A 17,375-nucleotide genomic window follows, 5' to 3' on the forward strand; every position below is an offset into this window, starting at 1 on the left:
GTTCCGCTTGACGCTGGCGCGCCAAAATGGCAATCGCCGCCAGCCTTGGAAACGCGGGTATAGCATAGTGGTAATGCTCTAGCCTTCCAAGCTAGCTAGGCGGGTTCGATTCCCGCTACCCGCTCCAGGCTCTTTCTTCCAAATGCGCTTCGATGTCGGGGATTTCCCCGATGGGCGCCTCGCCGCGCGTTGCTATCCTCGTTGCAAGGGTGCCGGTGGCCGGTGCCTCGGCGCAGGGAAGAGGCATTTGTTCATGGCAAAAGATCCGCTGCCGTCGTGGCGCGCCGGCAAGGTGAAATCGGCGATTCTCGACTTCGTGGCCCGCGTGACCGATCCGGGCGGCGCGGACTTCGTTCCCGCTCCGCAGCGCATCGCGGCCTTCGACAATGACGGGACGCTGTGGTGCGAGCGGCCCTTTCTGCCGCAATTCTATTTCGCAAGCGAGCGGCTCGATGCGCTCGTAAAGCGCGAGCCCGAACTCGCCGGTCGGGTGCCCTTCAAACCTTATGTCGAGCGCGACCTGCCCGCGATCAAGCAATTGGGAAAGCGCGGGCTGCTCGAAGTGGTCGCGGCTGTGCATGGCGGAACGACGGTCGACGAGTTTGCGGCCATTGCGCGCGAATGGCTGGGCCGCGCGACCAATCCCAAGCTCGGGCGCCGCTTCGTCGATCTGGTCTATGTGCCCCAGCTCGAACTGCTCGACTATCTGCGCGCGAACGGCTTCAAATGCTTTATCGTGTCGGGCGGCGGCATCGACCTGATCCGTGGCTTTGCCGAAAATGTTTACGGCATTCCGCCCGAGCAGGTGGTCGGGTCGAGCGAGCGGCTTCATTTCGAAATGCGTGGCGACAAGGGCGTGATCGTCAAGGAAGCGGCACTCGCCAGCTTCGACGACCGTGAGGTCAAGCCCGTCAATATCGCGCTCCATATCGGGCGGCGGCCCATCCTCGTCTTCGGCAATTCCGACGGCGACCTTGCGATGATGCGCTATGCGCTGTCGGGGGAAGGGGCGAGCCTTGCGCTGCTGCTCCACCACGACGATGCGACGCGCGAATTCGAATATGATCGCGATTATGTGATAAGCCCGCTGTCGGAAGCGCTGGAGAAGGCGGGCGACTATGGAATCACGCTCGTGAGCATGAAGGGCGACTGGGATCGCGTGTTTGCCGGGTAAGGCGCGTGCCGGTCGGTGGCGCGTTCCATCTGGCCTCGGCAATTTCCCGCCCGCGATCATCGCCATCTGCGCAGGGCATCTCAGCATTAGGCCCGATTGCCGCTCGCCCGGCGGAGCGTAAGCCGGTGCTCATGAGCGATACGCAGCCCGCCGGCACGCCAGATCCCGACCGATGGTCGGCCTTGGCCGACTATCACGGGCTTTTCGCAGGCGGTCCGCCCCGGCGCCTGACGGCGCTCGTTGCTTTGCCGGTGCCGATATGCCGCACCGGCGGCAGCCGGCTATTGCTCGTGCTGATGCTGGGATGGGTCCCGCTCGCCCTGTTGACCATGCTTGCCCCGGGCGTGCGGACGGCTGCGGAGAGCTTCGCACATGATTTCGGGGCGCACGCCCGGCTGGCGATCGCCGCGCCGCTGCTGGTACTGGGCTATTCGGTCTGCGCGAGCCGGCTGGGACTGATCGCGGTCCACTTCCTGCATTCGGGCCTGCTCGACGAGGAGGCGGAGACGCGGTTCGTCTCGGCACTCGCGGCGATCCGCGCGCGGATCGATTCGCTCTGGGCCGAAGGTGCGACGATCCTGATCGCCTATGCCGCCGTGGGCGCGCTCTATCTGGGCGACGCGTCGCTGTTCATGCAGTCGGCGTGGCAGCGCGGCGCGGGCGGCGCGGGGCTGTCGCTCGCCGGCTGGTGGAACCTGCTCGTCGCGATGCCGCTGCTCGTCGTGCTGTTCCTCGGCTGGATCTGGCGCATCGCGCTCTGGACGCACTTCCTGCGGATCGTTGCCGGGCTCGACCTGCGGCTGAACGCGGCACATCCCGATCAGGCGGCGGGGCTCGGCTTTCTGACCCAGTCGGTGCGGGCTTTTGCGGTGCTCGCCATGGCGCTCGGCGCGGTCTCGGCCGGACGTTTCGCGCAGGTCTATGCGGCGGGCGAAACGACGCAATATACGAACGGACTGTTGATCGGCGGCACCGTGGCGCTGTCGCTGCTGCTGTTCATCGGCCCGCTAACTGTCTTTTCCGCGCCGCTGATGCGGTGCTGGCGCAATGGCACGATGGCCTATGGGGCGCTCGCGTGCGAACTCGGACGCCAGTTCGAGAACCGATGGTTCGCGCCCGCCCGCAAGACCGGTGCCGACATCCTCGACGAACCCGATTTCTCGGCCGCCGCCGACCTCTATGGCACCGTTTCGAACGTCTATGCGATGCGCTTCCTGCCCGTCGATTTGCGCAGCGTGCTGATGCTGCTCGGCGCGGCTTTGCTGCCCTTCGTCCCCGCGATGTTCCTGTCGCTGCCGCTCGGCGTCGTCCTCGGCGAACTCAAGGGGCTGCTCTTCTGACGCGGAACCTTCGCAAGACGCTTTCGCCGGCATGAACGGCGAGCTTCTTTTGCGACAATTTGCGACAAATTTTCGCCAGCGCGGCAAGGGCGTGGGACAAACACCCCCTAGAACGCCTTCATCGGAACCCCGATATGGATTTCGGGAGTCTCGCGACAAGGAGTTCGTGACGTGAAAAAGAAGATCAGCTTTCTGACCCTGGGCGCCGCGTTGATCGCCGTGCCTGTGCTTGCCGCCCAGGGCGGCAAGATGGGCGATGCCGACGGCAACGGCGTGCTGACCCGCGCCGAGGCACAGGCGCATGCAACCGAGAAGTTCGCAAAGATGGACGCCAATGGCGACGGCAAGCTCGACCAGAGCGACCGCGAGGCCAAGCGTGCCGAAATGCATGCAAAGATGTTCGAGCGGCTCGACGCCGACAAGGACGGCAGCATCAGCAAGGCCGAATGGGACCAGCGGGCCGCCGACCGCGAGGCGAAGCGCGACGGCTGGCGCGGCAAGCGCATGGCGGCCGCCGACGGCGAACGCGGCATGCGCGGCCATCATGGCATGCGCGGCGGACATCACGGGATGAGCGGTGGCCGTGACATGATGATGAAGGCCGATACCGACGGCGACAAGGCGATCAGTCAGGCCGAGTTCCAGACCGCGGCGCTCGCGCGGTTCGACGCCGCGGACACGAACAAGGATGGTCAGGTGACCGCCGAGGAACGCCGGGCGGCGCGCGACGCGATGCGCGCCCAGTGGAAGGCGAAGCGCGCCGCAGCGCCCGACGCCAACTGATCGGCAGGCAGGCGGCGGCACGGGCAGGCTTCTCCCCCTCCTCCCTGGCATTGCCTTTGCCGCCGCGGCCTGTCAGCACGGTCTCGCCCATCGGCCCCCGGCCGGTGGGCGAACCACCGTTTGAGGCAGACGATCGACGATGACCGACAGCGACACGCCCCGCATCCTGCTGATCGACGATGAACCGTCGATCCGCGAGCCGCTGTCCGAATATCTCGAAAGCCAGGGCTTTGCGGTGAGCGATGCCGCGAGCGCCGCCGAGGCGCGTTCGGTGCTGCGCGCGAAAAGCATCGACCTTGTCGTCAGCGACATCATGATGCCGGGCGAGGACGGGCTGTCGCTGACGCGCCATCTGCGCGAGACGAGCAATGTCCCCGTGATCCTGCTGACCGCGCGGGCCGAGGATACCGAGCGGATCATCGGGCTGGAGATCGGCGCCGACGATTATGTCGTCAAACCCTTCAATCCGCGCGAACTCGTCGCGCGCATCCGCACCGTGCTGCGCCGGACGCAGGCGAACGGGCGCGCGATCGACAATGGCGGCACCAGCTATGCCTTCGGGCCGTGGGTGCTGCGCGAGGTCGAGCGCGTGCTCGTCGATGCAGAGGGCAACGAGGTTGCACTCTCATCGGGTGAATATCATCTGCTCCACGCGCTCGTGCGCCATCCGCGGCAGGTGATGAGCCGCGACCGGCTGCTCGACATGGTGCGCGGGCGCGAGGCCGACATCTTCGATCGCGCGATCGACAATCTGGTGAGCCGCCTGCGCAAGAAGATCGAGGACGATCCCGCGCATCCGCATTATGTGAAGACCGTGTGGGGCGGCGGCTACACGCTGGCGTGCGAGGTCCGGCGGCTGGGACCGGCGTCATGAAGCTGCGCCTGTGGCCGCGCAGTCTGGTCGGCCAGTTGATCTTCGCCGTCGCGGTCACGCTGTTCGTCGCGCAAGCGATCAATTTCGCCCTGCTTGTGCGCGGACAGAATCAGCAGATACTCGCGCATGGCGGGGGCATGGCGGTCGCGCGCATCGTCGATGCGATCGAGCGCGACCGGCGCGGCGAGCACGAGGCCGACGAACACGACCATCGCGGCCCGCGCGAGCGGATTCAGAAGCTGCGCATCTCGACGATGCCGCCGCGCCTGCCGCCCGCCGCGGTGCCGCGAGCCGACCTTGCCGACTATGTCGCCGGCTTGATGGCCGAAGCCGATGTCCATGCCGATGCGATCGAGGCGTGGGCCTTGCCCCCGCGCGGGCGGTTGCAACGGCCGGGCTTTCCCGGGCAGACGGTCGTCGTCGTCGCGAAGGTCGGTGGCCGTTATTATGCGGTGCGCAGCCGCCTGCCGGTGGGCGGCGACCGGCTGCCACGCTTCCTGATCTGGCAGACGCTGACGCTTTATCTGCTGCTGCTCGTCCCGATCCTGTTCATTGCCTGGCGCGCGGCGCGGCCCTTGCGCGATCTCGCGCGTGCCGCCCGCGCCAGCCCCGCGCTGCGCGACACGCCGCCGCTCGAGGAAGAGGGGCCGTCGGACGTGCGCGACCTGATCGCCGCGTTCAACGCCTATCGCGCGCGGATCGCGGCGATGCTCGCCGACAAGGACCGGATGCTCGGCGCGGTCGGTCACGACCTCCGGACCCCGCTCGCGAGCCTGCGCGTTCGCGTCGAGCAGGTCGAGGACCACCGGCTGCGCGACAAGATGATCGCGTCGATCGAGGAAATGACCGCGATGCTGACCGATATATTGGCGCTGGCGCGCGCGGGGTCGGGAACCGAAGCGGCCGAGCCGGTGGCGCTGCGCGCGCTCGTCGGCGATCTCGCCGCCGATTATCGGGAACGCGGCAAGGACGTCGGCGTTGCCGAGGCTGCCGATGCCGTGGTGATGGCGCGTCCGATGCTGTTGCGGCGCGCGCTGCGCAATCTGATCGACAATGCCATCGCCTATGGCGCGCGCGCGCGGCTCGCGGTCATGCGCGACGCCGATGCGGTGCGGATCGTCGTCTCCGATGACGGGCCGGGGCTCAGCGAGGCGCAGATCGCGGCGCTGGTCGAACCCTTTGCGCGCGGCGAGGAATCGCGCAATCGCGCGACCGGCGGCGCCGGGCTGGGCCTGTCGATCGCGCGCGAAATTGCGGAGGGGGAGGGCGGCAGCCTCACGTTGTCCAACCGGCCCGGCGGCGGGCTAGATGCGGCGGTCGCGCTGCCGCGTCACGCGTAGATCGCGATCCCCTGGCTGCCGCTCATCACCGGTTCGCCGGCGCGGTTCCAGATCATCATGTCCTGCACCGAAAAGCCGCCGCGCGCATAGCCGGTCTTCGCCGACAGCAGCCACCAGCCGTCGTCGGTGGTGGGCGTTCCCGTCAGCATGTTCACCGTCCAGTTCATCGAACTGATCGGCCCGAATTCGGTGAACAGCGCCATCGCAGCCGGGGGCAGCGCGTCACCCATCGCGAGCAGCGCGACCATCGGATGACAGGCGGGTTCTTCGACGAAGCGCACCCAGGTCAGATATTCGCCGACCTCGCTCTTCCAGTCGAAGCGCGGCCCGCTGGTCGGGCGCATGTCGAAATGGCGCGTGAAGCTCGGCCGCACCTTGTGCTCGGGCACCGGCTTCAGCGTGCCGGGATCGGGGGCATCGGGCATGGTCAGGCGATTGTGGTCGAGATGGCTCTGCCGGTCGGGCGAAAAGGCAAAGAGCGCCGCGGTGCCGAAGCCCATGTCGCTCGATACGCCCGCATCGACGAACAGGCTCGATTTCGACTGGCGCAGCACGCGCGTGCCCACCGAGCAGTCGCCGCCCACCGGGCCGACGAAGCTGATCTGGGCATAGCGCAGCGGGGTTTCGGTCGGATGCAGCGCCATCGTCGCCGCGAGCGCGACCGCCGAGCTGATCCCGCCATAGGCGGTGCGGCCCTGCATCCAGCCTTCGTCGATATGGGCGCTCGCCTGGCCGTCTTCGGTGCGCAGCGTCGCGAGCAGCGCGTCGAGCGCGCTGGGAGAGGTGGTCATTCCGTTGTTAGTCCTCGATCTGGAAAGTCAGTCCGGCATGTTCGGTCAGCCGGTCGATGAGCGCCTGCCCGAGCAGCGCGCCCGGCGTCCAGATGCCGCCGACGCCCTCGTTGCCGAGCAGCGCCATCCCGGTCTCGGCGAGCATCTTCGACGTCGAGCCATAGCCGGGGTCGCGGTCGCCCTGCACACTGGCGCGGATCGTCGTTCCGTCGGGATATTCGCCGATGAAGAGGATGTCGTAGTAGCCGTTTTCGCGCTCTTCCTTGCTCGGGCCTTCGCCGGGCTTGAGCTTCGATTCGCCGAACGGGTTCGCCTTTGCCATCGCTTCGGCCATCGCCTTTCCGGCGTCGCCGATCGTCGTCATCACCATTTCGTCATAGACAAGGGTCTCACCCCACGGGTGGCCGAGCAGATAGTTGGTGCGGTGGACATTCTTGGTGTTGATGGGCGCCATCACGAAGGGCGCGGTCCAGGTGCCCGTCGCATGGTCATATTCGGGGATCAGCCCGGTCGGCTGATGCGGGCCTTCGAAGCCGGGGGTCAGCGCGAAGGAGGATTTGAGCAGCAGCGCGAGCGACGGATTCTTGGCGACGGCCTTCAGCGTTTCGGTGAGGCTGGCGATCGTGCCGCCCGACGCACCGCCCTGCATCTTGCGGACGCGGCCCTTGACGCGCGGTGCAGGCTTGCCGTGGCGCTTGACCGCCTCGGCCTGCAGGAACAGCACACCGAGGTCGAAGGGAATCGAATCGAAGCCGCAGGAAAAGGTGATGCGTGCGCCCGACGCCTTCGCCTGGTCCTGATGCGCGTCGATCATTTCGCGCATCCAGCCGGGCTCGCCGCACAGATCGGCATAAGCGGTGCCGGCCTTCGCACAGGCCTCGACGAGCGCACCGCCGTAGAGCTGATAGGGGCCGACGGTGGTCAGCACGACGCGGGTGCGGTGCGCCATCATGTCGAGGCTCGCCGGATCGCTCGCATCGGCGACGACGAGCGGCGTGTCGGCCGGCGCGCCGATCAGGTCGCGGACCTCGGCGAGCTTTTCTAGGCTGCGCCCCGCCATCGCCCATTTCGGCGCATCCTTCCGCCCCGCATAATGCTGCGCGAGATATTCGGCGACGAGCCGGCCCGTGAAGCCGGTCGCGCCATAGACGATGATGTCGAATTCGCGGGCCTGCGCCATGGCACCCCTCCCATTTACGTAAACGTCAAGTGGAGGCTAGCCTAGTGCGGGTGGGTTGCCAAGCCGGTAGCGCGTCAGCGCGGGGCGAGGGTCAGCTTTTCGACCTCGCAATCGGCGCAATCGACCGCGCGCAGCACGAGCGCCGTCGAGCCGTCCGCCAGCGCGACGTCGGGGATGGTCAGCTCTTGCCACCTGTCGGCGGCGGGCAGGGCAACTTCCCGCTCGCCGAGCGCCAGCCTCCCGCCCGTCGCCGAGCGCGCGCGGATCGCGACGGCAACCCGTCCGCCCTTTCCCGCGTCGATGCTGTAGCGCATCCATTCGCCGGTCACGAAATCGGTGACATAGGGCACGCCATCGGCGTCGCGCGCGATGTCGACGCCGTCGTTGCGATAGGTCGTGCCGTTGTTCCACAGCACCCGCTCGCCGCCGGTCGCGACATGATAATTGGCGTCGACCGTGTCGGCATAGGCGACGCCCGCGGGGCCGAGGTCGTAATCGGCGGCGCGGACGACGAGCGGGCTGTCGGTCAGCCGGTGCGGCGCAAAGGCGCGCGCGCTCGGGTCGTGCGGCTGGCGCATCATCGCGTCGATCACATCGGGGTGCGGGATATTTCTGTCGAAGCGGCTGTTTTCGGCGAGCTGCATCATCGCGGCAAAGGCGGCGTCGGCGCCGGGTTTCGGTCCCTTGCCGGTCATCCATGCGACGATGGCGGCCCAGCCCGCGCCGGGGTCGATTTCGAGCGGTTGGTTGAAGCCGATTTTCTTGAGCGGCCAGAAGGCCCAGCCGATGCCTTGGCCTTCGACGAGCGCGATCGCATCGCGGAACCAGACATTGCTGTTCTCGCCCGATTCGCCGAGCCAGATCGGGCGGCCATAGCTTTCGCGCAGCGCGACGATGCCGGCGATGCTCGCGGCGTCGTTGCGGTTCCAATATTTGTGGAAGCTCAGCGCCATGTTGGCGTCCCACGCGGGCGGCAGCCCCTTGTAATTATTACCCCAGCAATTGCCCTCGACGATCAGCATATGGTTGGCGTCGACCGCGCGAATCGCCGCGGTGATGCGCCGCTGGAGCGCCCAGACCGGCTTGTTTTCGGTTTCGTCGCAGCCATTACCCTTGCCGGGGGTTGCGAAGCTCCAGTTCGGCTCGTTGATCAGGTCGTAACCGCCGATCCACGGCTCGTCCTTGTAGCGCGTGGCGAGCTTCGCCCACAGCGCGACGGTCTTGCGCTGGTTTTCCTCGCTCTCCCACAGCGAGGGCTTTGCGGGATCGCGGTCGGAAATGGCAAGGTCGTTGCCCTGTCCGCCCGGCGCGGCATGGAGGTCGAGGATCAGATAGATATGGTGCGCTTTACTCCATGCGAGCAGGCGGTCGATGCGCTCGAAGCCCTCTTCGAGCCATGTATCCTCGCCCGCGCGCGGCTCGGCCTCGACGGGCAGGGTGAGCTGGTTGAAATGGACCGGCAGCCGCACCGAATTGAAACCCCACACCGCCATCGCCGCGATGTCCGCCTCGGTCGTGTGATTGTCGAGCCACGCGCGATAGAAGGTCGCGGTGCGCTCCTCGCCGACCAGCTCGACGAGCTTTGCGCGGATGCGGTGCTGCTGCCCGATCTCGCCGAGCCGCAGCATATAGCCTTCCTGCAGCATCCAGCCGCCGAGCCCCATGCCGCGCAGGATCACCGTCTCGCCGCTGTCGTCGACGATTTGCGTGCCCTCGGCGCGGAGGAAGCCATCGGCGTGGGCGGCAGTGGTGGAAAGCAGCGCCGTCAGCGCCAGCACGATCGCGCGAAGTTTCACATCCTCGTCCCCCGTTCTGATTTATGGGAACGTTATCAAACTTTCGTGCCAAGACAAGCAATCCGTCATTGCGAGGAGCCGGAGGCGACGCGGCAATCCAGCGCGGTTTACGCAACTCTGGATTGCTTCGCTTCGCTCGCAATGACGATGATTTGACGGCGTCGCTACAGCTTCGGCAGCGTTACGCCCTTCTGCCCCATATATTTGCCCGCGCGGTCGGCGTAGCTCGTCTCGCACGGCTCGTTGCCCTGCAGGAAGAGGAACTGACACGCGCCTTCGTTCGCGTAGATTTTGGCGGGCAGGGGGGTGGTGTTCGAAAATTCGAGCGTCACATGGCCTTCCCAGCCGGGCTCGAGCGGGGTGACGTTCACAATGATGCCGCAGCGCGCATAGGTCGACTTGCCGAGGCAGATGACGAGGACGTCGCGCGGGATGCGGAAATATTCGACCGTGCGCGCCAGCGCGAAGCTGTTCGGCGGGATGATGCAGCAGTCGGTCTTGCGGTCGACGAAGCTGTTCGAAGCGAAATCCTTGGGATCGACGACCGCGCTGTCGACATTGGTGAAGATCTTGAACTCGTCGGCAACGCGCGCGTCATAGCCGTAGGAGGAGAGGCCGTAGCTGATGCAGCCGTCGCGGCGCTGCGCCTCGACGAACGGTTCGATCATGCCCTGCGTCTGGGCGGCTTCGCGAATCCAGCGGTCGGAAAGAATGGCCATGCATGTCTCTTGTCGGCGTGCTGCGCATTGCGCAAGCGGTCTATGGAAGGGCGAGCCTTTCCATGGATCGTCACCCTGAAGTTGCTTGGCGATTGCCTCGCTCGCATCCCTGATCTCGTCATTGCAAGCGAAGCGAAGCAATCCAGAGCGGTTTACGCTACTCTGGATTGCTTCGCTTCGCTCGCAATGACGGAGTGAGGGGGGCCTACGAATGTCCAGGGAATAATCGCCAAGTTGCTTCGGGGACCAAGGCCTTGCCTGTCCTTCGGTGCCGCGCCTTTTTGTTTCGCGCAAAGACGCAAAGCCACGAAGACGTCGCGCCGGCCGCGAAACGGCTCTCCCTTGCAATCCTGTGGCCGGCCGCACCGTTGACGGGGAAATGGACCTGTCGGCCCAAGCCTTCTTATTCGTGGCTTTGTGTCTTTGTGCGAAAAGCAACTGGTGCCATCCTGGCTGGATAGCGCCGGGCCATGGATGCTGAAACAAGTTCAGCATGACGAGGAGGGAAACAGGCTGGCGTTAGTCGATCAGACCCAGATCCTTCGGGCCGAAGGCGGCGGGGAGGAGTTCGCTGAGGCGATAGCTCTTCACCGCGCTGCCGTCGCCCGAGGCGCAATGGACGAGGATGTCGGTCTTCGACCGCTCGGCGGCTTCGTTCAATATCTGGCGGCAGCGGCCGCACGGGTGGACGGGATCGCTGCCGAGCAGGGCGTCGCCCTCGGGGCGACCGCCGACGATCGCCACCGCGGCGAGTTCGCCGATCCAGCCTTCGTTGGCGATCTTCGCCACCGCAGCGGTCTCGGCGCACAGCGTCAGGCCATAGCTCGCATTCTCGACATTGGCGCCGGTCACGACGTCGCCATTTTTCAGCAGCAGCGCCGCGCCGACGTGATAGCCCGAATAGGGCGCATAGGCGCGCTTCGACGCGTCGCGCGCGGCCTCGATCAGCGCGTCGCGCTCGTCATTCCTGTTCATCGCTCATTCCTTCGGGGCGGACGACGTTCCAGCCGACGGTGCCTTCGGCGCCGGGCAATCGCATATAGTCGTTCGCCTGCCACATCGCCCAGGGGTGGGCACCATAGTCGGGCGGGAAAAAGTCGCGGCGCAGCCAGGTCGTGCGCGCGATGCCGCGCGTCACCTTGTAATCGGCCTCGAAATTGGGGCCGGGCGCGATCAGGCTGCGCTTGCCCATATGCGCCTCGATCTGCGCGAGGAAGGTCGCCAGCTCGCTGAGCAGCAGCGCGCGCGTCGGGCGGTCGGGGCAGCGATCGTCATAGTCGAGCCAGACGACGGGGGGCAACGCGTCGGCGCGCCGCGGCACGTGGCGGATGAAATTCGCCGCCTGGTCGGTCGCGAGCTGGCACAGGCTATAGCGGTGGATCGGCCCGATGCGCATCCCCGCCTCGCGCGCGGCGGCCATGTTGCGCGCATAGCCTGCATCGACGCCATCCGCGCCGTCGGTCGCGAAAATATAGGCGAAATCGGCGCCAGCGGCCTTGATCGACCCCCAATGCACCGCGCCATTGCCCGCGTCGATCGTCACCCCTTGCAGCGGAAATTTGGCGCGCGGCGGCGTCCAGCGCGCTGCCCACCAGAGCGCGAGGCCCACCGCGAGGAGGAGGAGCGCGGCCAGCGCGGCGAGGCGGCGGAGCCAGCGCGCGACCCTGCCGCGCCAATCCGCCCCCGCTCCCGTGCGCCTCGACAATGTCGCCCCCATCGCCATCGTCAGCTCTTGATATGCAAAACGCAGATCAGCGTGAAGAGCCGCCGTGCGGTGTCGAAATCGACCGCGATCTTGCCGTCGAGCCGGTCCATCAGCATCTCCGCAGCCTCGTTGTGCAACCCGCGCCGCGCCATGTCGACCGTTTCGATCTGCTGCGCGGTCGAGGTTTTGATCGCCTGATAATAGCTGTCGCAGATCGCGAAATAGTCGCGGATCGGGCGGCGGAAACGCCCGAGGCCGAGGATGATCGCTTCGAGCGGCGAGCCATCTTCGCGAGCGATTTCAAAGATTAACCGGCCGTCCTCGACACGCAGCTTGAGCCGGTAGGGTCCGGCATAACCGTCGTCGTGGCCGCGCTGGGGGACGAACTTGTTATCCTCGAGCAGGTCGAAGATCGCGACGCGGCGTTCCTGTTCGACGTCGGGATTGCGCCAGACGATCGAGCTTTCGTCGAGGTCGACCGAAATGATGCGCTGCTTCGAGGGATCGGCTTCGACCATGGTTCCGGCTTCTACCGGGCGCGTCGCGAAGGGCAAGGGGGCGAGTTATCCCCGATCTGTCCACAGGTGCGGCCCCCTCGGCGCGATCGCGGTTGCGCCGTCGCCGCGCTCGGCGCATGATGCGCGACCATGTCTGAAATCGCTCGCCTGCCCACCCCGGCCAACCCCGGGGACGACCGCCAATTGCCCCGCAATATCGAGGCCGAGGCCGCCTTTCTGGGTGCGATTCTGATCGACAATCGAGTCGTCGAGGATCTGCCGGTGCAGCTGACGGCGGCGCATTTCTTCGAGCCGCTGCACGGGCGCATCTTTGCCCAGACGATGGCACTGATCGAACGCAACAGCATTGCGACCCCGGTGACGCTCAAACCCTATTTCGAGGCCGACGAGGCGATGAAGGCGGTCGGCGGGGTCGGCTATCTCGCGCAGCTGACCGGCAGCGGCGCGGGGCTGATCGGCGCGCGCGACTTCGCGCGGCAGATTTACGATCTCGCGCTGCTGCGCGAACTCGTCGATGTCGGCCGCACGATGGTCGAAGGCGCGCTCGACACGAGCGAGAGCGTCGATCCGCAGGCGCAGATCGAGGAGGCCGAAACGGCGCTCTACCGCGTCGCGGGGGGCGAGGCCGAAATGGGGTCGGTCAAGAGCTTCAACACCGCGAGCCTGACCGCGCTCCAGGCTGCCGAGCGAGCGCTCAATTCGGGCGGGCACCTGTCGGGTATCACCACGGGCATCGGCAGCGTGAACGCCAAGATCGGCGGTATGCACAATTCGGACCTGATGATCCTCGCCGGCCGTCCCGGCATGGGCAAGACCTCGCTCGCGACCAACATCGCCTATAATGCCGCCGAACGCTTCCGCCGCGACGAGGAGGACGGGATTCCGCCCGAAAAGAATATGGGCGCGAAGGTCGCCTTCTTCAGCCTCGAAATGTCGGCCGACCAGCTGGCGACGCGCGTCCTCGCCGAACAGTCGGGGGTGTCGGGCGAGGCGCTGCGCATGGGCAAGATCAGCAAGGAGCAGTTCCAGCAGCTGTCCCGCGCCGCGCAGCAGCTCCAGACCCTGCCGCTCTACATCGACGATACGCCCGGCCTGACGATCGCGAGCCTGCGCACCCGCGCACGTCGTTTGCAGCGCCGGCACGGCATCGGCTTCATCATCGTCGACTATCTCCAGCTGTTGCAGGGGTCGTCGCGCAGCGGCGACAATCGTGTGCAGGAAATCTCGGAAATCTCACGCGGCCTCAAGACCTTGGCGAAGGAACTTAATGTGCCGGTGATGGCGCTGTCACAGCTCAGCCGCCAGGTCGAAAGCCGCGAGGACAAGCGCCCCCAGCTCTCCGACCTGCGCGAATCGGGGTCGATCGAGCAGGACGCCGACATGGTGCTCTTCGTGTTCCGCGAGGATTATTATGTCGCCGCGCGCGAGCCGAAACGGCCGATCGAGGGCGACGACGTCAAGATTCACGCCGCGCACGAGGAGTGGGCGGCCGAAATGGAGCGCGTCTTCGGCCTCGCCGAGCTGATCGTCGCCAAGTCACGTCACGGCTCGACGGGCAAGGTGCGCCTGCACTTCGACGCGAAGACGACGAAGTTCAGCGATCTGGCCGACGAGAGCCAGGCCTATGCGGATTATGAGTGAGGTCCCTATTGCCCCGTCGCCCCAGCGAAAGCTGGGGCCGCTATCGGCCTGAATGAACGCCAGCGATCCCAGCTTTCGCTGGGATGACGAAACAGAGTCTGCTACGCTATTCGGATGCGGCGGGGCGGGTACGTCTATATCATGACCAACAAGCCGCGCGGCGTGCTCTATATCGGCGTGACGGCGATTATTGAAGCGCGCACTTTCCAGCATCGGAGCGGAAGCGGCTCGGCTTTCTGCCGGAAATATGGATTGGACAAGCTTGTGCTCGTCGAAACCTATCCGACGATCGAGGAAGCCATTGCCCGCGAAAAGGCGATGAAAGCCTGGAAACGGCAGTGGAAGATCGAATTGATCGAAGCAAGCAATCCCGGCTGGGATGATCTGATCCCGCATATTCTCTAATCATTATCCGAGCCGTCCCAATCGTCATCCCAGCGCAAGCTGGGATCGCCCGCGTCCTGTCAGAACGATAGCGGCCCCAGCTTTCGCTGGGGCGACGTCTTCCTTTTCTATTCAGGCCTTGCCTAAAACGCCGGATCGTTCGCCGGGTCGTCGCCCAGCGGCGTCACCACCTCGTGGATACCGCATTCGGTCTTGTCCCAGCCGCGCCAGCGGCCCGCGCGCGGGTCTTCGCCGGGCTTGACCTTCGAGGTGCAGGGCGAGCAGCCGATCGACGGGTAACCCTCGGCTTCGAGCGGATGGCGCGGCAGGTCGTGCGCTTCGAAATAGGCGTCGAGCATCTCGCGCGTCCAGTTGGCGAGCGGGTTGAATTTCAGCCGGCCGGTGTTGCCGTCGAGCTCGAAGCGCGGCAGGCCTTGCCGGGTCGACGACTGGAATCCCTTGCGCCCCGTGATCGAGGTGTCGAAATCGGTCAGCGCCTTTTCGAGCGGCTTCACCTTGCGGATTTCGCAGCAGCCGTCGGGGTCGTAGGACCAGCGAAGCCCCGTCTCGTCCTTTTTTGCAAGTTCCTCGGGGTCGGGCGTCACATTGACGAGGTTGAGGCCGAGCCGTTGCGTCAGCTCGTCGCGATACGCCAGCGTTTCGGGGAAATGCTTGCCGGTCTCAAGGAACAGTACCGGAATGTCGGGGGCGACCCGCGTGACGAGGTGGAGCAGCACCGCGCTTTCGGCGCCGAAACTCGACACGATCGCGGTTTCGCCGATCAGCCCCGCGCCGAGCACGCTCGCGACCGCCTCGGCCGCGTCCTGGCCGCGGAACAGATTGTTGAGGCGGATGACGTCGGCCTGCGTGAAGCGCGGCGCGACGTCGATCCGGTCGCGGGTCCGGTCCGCGCGCCCTTCTTGCCCTTCGCCCTGAGGAGCCGTTGAGCTTGTCGAAACGGCGTCTCGAAGGGCTTCGCGCGGTGCTTCGAGACGGGCCTTCGACCAGCTCAGTCCCTCCTCAGCACGAACGGATTTTCTGAAATCAGCCATGCCTCAGCTTCCAGATCGGCACCGCGCCGTCGGCTGCGTGCTGATAGACATAGTCGTAGCGGCTGAGCGCCGCGTCGACGTCGGCGCGACCCAGCGGCGCCTGCGGGGCGAAGCTGTCGAAGCCGCAGCGGCGCATGAAGAAGATGAGGTCAACGAGGATGTCGCCCTCGGCGCGGATTTCGCCGTCATAGCCCGCCTCGCGCAGCACGCGCGCGGTCGAGAAGCCGCGGCCGTCGCGAAAGCGCGGGAAGCCGACTTCGACCAGCTTGACGCGGCCGAGGTGCGGGATCAGACGGCGCGGATCGTCGCCCGCCTCGATCCGCACGGCACTTGCGCTCGTCTGCTCGATAAAAGCGTCGAGCGTGACCGCGGGCTCTTCGACCGGGTCGTCGTTGCGGAAACGCAGGGCTGCCTCAGCCATAAATAGCCTCCTTGAAGGGGTCCATGCCGACGCGGCGATAGGTGTCGAGGAAGCGCTCGCCGTCGGTGCGCAGCTCGCGATAACGCTCGATCGTGCGCTCGACGGCATCGACGATGCCTTCCTCGTCGAAGCCGGGGCCGGTGATCTTCGCCTGCGACGTGTCTTCGGCGCCCGAACCGCCGAGCAGCAGCTGGTAGTTTTCGGTGCCCTTGCGGTCGACGCCGAGGATGCCGATCTGGCCCGCGTGGTGGTGGCCGCAGGCGTTGATGCAGCCCGAAATCTTGATTTTCAGCTCGCCGATGTCGCGCTGGCGTTCCGCGTCGGCGAAACGCTGCGCGATCTTCTGCGCGATCGGGATCGAGCGTGCATTGGCGAGGCTGCAATAATCGAGGCCGGGACAGGCGATGATGTCGGTGACGAGATCGAGGTTCGCATCGGCGAGCCCCGCCGCGTCGAGCGCCTGCCATACGGCATAGAGGTCGGCCTTGCGGACGTGCGGCAGCACGAGATTCTGCGCGTGCGTCGCGCGGATCTCGTCGAAGCTGTAGCGTTCGGCGAGGTCGGCGACGCGCTCCATCTGCTCGGCCGAAATATCGCCGGGGATGCCGCCGACGGGTTTCAGGCTGATGTTCGCGATGGCATAGCCCGGCGCCTTGTGCGCGATCACCTGCCGGTCGACCCACAGCGCGAAGTCGGGGTCCGAAAGGTCGATGTCGTCGGACAGGCCGGTCTCGAACGGCGGCGGCGCGAAAAAGGCGGCGATGCGGTCGTATTCGGCCTGCGGAAAGTCGGTGCCGAGCGTCAGGAAATGTTCGAACTGCTCTTCGACCTGACGGCGGAATTCCTCTTCGCCAAGGTCGTGGACGAGGATCTTCATCCGCTGCTTGTGGATATTGTCGCGGCGCGCGTGCATGTTCCACACGCGCAGGATCGCCTGCAGATAGGAGAAAATCTGGCCCGAAGGCAGGAAGTCGCGGATCTTGTATGCGATGAAGGGGGTGCGCCCCATGCCGCCGCCCGCATAGACTTCGAAGCCTTCCTCGCCCGCTTCGTTGCGGACGATGCGCAGCGCGCAGTCGTGCCAGCGCAGCGCCGCGCGATCTTCCTTCGAGGAAATCACCGCAATCTTGAACTTGCGCGGCAGATAGCTGAATTCGGGATGGAAGGTCGTCGCCTGCCGCAAAAGCTCGGCCCAGGGGCGCGGGTCGCAGATTTCGTCGGCGGCGGCGCCGGCATATTGGTCGGCGGAGATGTTGCGGATGCTCTCGCCGCTCGTCTGGATCGCGTGCATCTCGACCGTCGCCAGCTCGGCGAGCAGGTCGGGCGCTTCCTCCAGCTTGATCCAGTTATACTGGATATTCTGGCGCGTCGTGAAATGGCCATAGCCGCGATCATATTTGCGCGCGATGTCGGCGAGCTTGCGCATCTGGCGCGAATTGAAGGTGCCATAGGGGATGGCGACGCGCAGCATATAGGCGTGGAGCTGAAGATAGAGGCCGTTCTTGAGCCTGAGCGGCTTGAACTGGTCCTCGGTCAGCTCGCCGGCGATGCGGCGGCGGGTCTGGTCGCGGAAATCCTCGACGCGGGCGTCGACCATCGCCTGATCGTAGCGGTCATATTCATACATTGTGGGCCTCGCCAAAATAAACCGTTGGTC

The 17,375-nt window shown here is 65.9% G+C and carries 17 protein-coding genes and 1 tRNA gene; 8 read left to right on the forward strand and 10 right to left on the reverse strand.

Going from position 1 to position 17,375, the window contains the following annotated elements; translation table 11 throughout:
• Nucleotides 1–53 precede the first annotated feature (53 nt).
• From CHB69_RS02440 to CHB69_RS02465, 6 genes are all read left to right on the forward strand, one after another.
• Nucleotides 54–127 (forward strand) — tRNA-Gly (locus CHB69_RS02440).
• Nucleotides 128–253: 126 nt separating this feature from the next.
• Nucleotides 254–1,174: an HAD family hydrolase gene (locus tag CHB69_RS02445; protein WP_089214767.1), complete on the forward strand. Its 921-nt coding sequence runs from the start codon at nt 254–256 to the stop codon at nt 1,172–1,174.
• Nucleotides 1,175–1,305: 131 nt separating this feature from the next.
• Nucleotides 1,306–2,514 (forward strand): hypothetical protein, encoded by a 1,209-nt coding sequence (locus tag CHB69_RS02450; protein ID WP_089214358.1) that lies wholly within the window; start codon nt 1,306–1,308, stop codon nt 2,512–2,514.
• A 171-nt stretch (nt 2,515–2,685) separates the two neighbouring features.
• A complete protein-coding gene (locus tag CHB69_RS02455; RefSeq protein ID WP_170935403.1) occupies nt 2,686–3,297 on the forward strand; it encodes an EF-hand domain-containing protein in 612 nt (203 codons plus the stop codon).
• Nucleotides 3,298–3,436: 139 nt separating this feature from the next.
• Nucleotides 3,437–4,171 (forward strand): response regulator, encoded by a 735-nt coding sequence (locus CHB69_RS02460; RefSeq protein ID WP_089214359.1) that lies wholly within the window; start codon nt 3,437–3,439, stop codon nt 4,169–4,171.
• Nucleotides 4,168–5,511: a sensor histidine kinase gene (locus CHB69_RS02465; protein ID WP_089214360.1), complete on the forward strand. Its 1,344-nt coding sequence runs from the start codon at nt 4,168–4,170 to the stop codon at nt 5,509–5,511. The genes CHB69_RS02460 and CHB69_RS02465 overlap by 4 nt, the downstream gene beginning before the upstream one ends.
• On the opposite strand, the gene CHB69_RS02470 is transcribed toward CHB69_RS02465, so the two are convergent.
• From CHB69_RS02470 to CHB69_RS02500, 7 genes are all read right to left on the reverse strand, one after another.
• Nucleotides 5,502–6,302, reverse strand: coding sequence for an acyl-CoA thioesterase (locus tag CHB69_RS02470; RefSeq protein ID WP_089214361.1), 801 nt, complete (start codon nt 6,300–6,302; stop codon nt 5,502–5,504). The genes CHB69_RS02465 and CHB69_RS02470 overlap by 10 nt on opposite strands.
• Before the next feature lie 7 nt (nt 6,303–6,309).
• A complete protein-coding gene (locus CHB69_RS02475; protein WP_089214362.1) occupies nt 6,310–7,482 on the reverse strand; it encodes a saccharopine dehydrogenase family protein in 1,173 nt (390 codons plus the stop codon).
• 74 nt (nt 7,483–7,556) lie between these two features.
• Entirely contained in the window at nt 7,557–9,278 is a 1,722-nt protein-coding gene (locus CHB69_RS02480; RefSeq protein WP_212541878.1) for a cellulase family glycosylhydrolase, read from the reverse strand.
• Between the two features lie 164 nt (nt 9,279–9,442).
• The gene (gene dcd / locus CHB69_RS02485) at nt 9,443–9,997 is read right to left on the reverse strand and encodes a dCTP deaminase (protein ID WP_089214363.1); all 555 of its coding nucleotides are present in this window, start codon (nt 9,995–9,997) and stop codon (nt 9,443–9,445) included.
• Nucleotides 9,998–10,516: 519 nt separating this feature from the next.
• A complete protein-coding gene (locus tag CHB69_RS02490) occupies nt 10,517–10,972 on the reverse strand; it encodes a cytidine deaminase (protein ID WP_089214364.1) in 456 nt (151 codons plus the stop codon).
• On the reverse strand, nt 10,959–11,702 hold the full coding sequence (locus tag CHB69_RS02495; RefSeq protein ID WP_245836468.1) for a glycoside hydrolase family 25 protein: 744 nt from the start codon (nt 11,700–11,702) through the stop codon (nt 10,959–10,961). Before CHB69_RS02495 ends, CHB69_RS02490 begins: the two co-directional genes overlap by 14 nt.
• Nucleotides 11,703–11,722: 20 nt before the next feature.
• The gene (locus CHB69_RS02500) at nt 11,723–12,220 is read right to left on the reverse strand and encodes a UPF0262 family protein (RefSeq protein WP_089214366.1); all 498 of its coding nucleotides are present in this window, start codon (nt 12,218–12,220) and stop codon (nt 11,723–11,725) included.
• 129 nt (nt 12,221–12,349) lie between these two features.
• Between CHB69_RS02500 and CHB69_RS02505 the strand changes: the two genes are divergently transcribed.
• Together CHB69_RS02505 and CHB69_RS02510 are read left to right on the forward strand one after the other, a co-directional pair.
• Nucleotides 12,350–13,861, forward strand: coding sequence for a replicative DNA helicase (locus CHB69_RS02505; RefSeq protein ID WP_089214367.1), 1,512 nt, complete (start codon nt 12,350–12,352; stop codon nt 13,859–13,861).
• 114 nt (nt 13,862–13,975) lie between these two features.
• Nucleotides 13,976–14,266, forward strand: a complete 291-nt coding sequence (locus tag CHB69_RS02510; protein ID WP_089214368.1) for a GIY-YIG nuclease family protein — start codon at nt 13,976–13,978, stop codon at nt 14,264–14,266.
• 122 nt (nt 14,267–14,388) lie between these two features.
• Here the strand turns inward: CHB69_RS02510 and CHB69_RS02515 are convergent, their stop codons facing one another.
• Genes CHB69_RS02515 through CHB69_RS02525 form a run of 3 tightly spaced genes read right to left on the reverse strand, consistent with a single transcriptional unit; the run spans nt 14,389 to nt 17,345 of the window.
• Complete coding sequence (locus CHB69_RS02515; protein WP_245836469.1) at nt 14,389–15,297, reverse strand: phosphoadenylyl-sulfate reductase; 909 nt, start codon at nt 15,295–15,297, stop codon at nt 14,389–14,391.
• On the reverse strand, nt 15,290–15,718 hold the full coding sequence (locus tag CHB69_RS02520; protein WP_089214369.1) for a DUF934 domain-containing protein: 429 nt from the start codon (nt 15,716–15,718) through the stop codon (nt 15,290–15,292). The genes CHB69_RS02515 and CHB69_RS02520 overlap by 8 nt, the downstream gene beginning before the upstream one ends.
• On the reverse strand, nt 15,711–17,345 hold the full coding sequence (locus CHB69_RS02525) for a nitrite/sulfite reductase (protein ID WP_089214370.1): 1,635 nt from the start codon (nt 17,343–17,345) through the stop codon (nt 15,711–15,713). The genes CHB69_RS02520 and CHB69_RS02525 overlap by 8 nt, the downstream gene beginning before the upstream one ends.
• Between the last annotated feature and the right edge of the window lie 30 nt (nt 17,346–17,375).

This window comes from Sphingopyxis indica, assembly GCF_900188185.1.
Lineage (GTDB): Bacteria > Pseudomonadota > Alphaproteobacteria > Sphingomonadales > Sphingomonadaceae > Sphingopyxis > Sphingopyxis indica.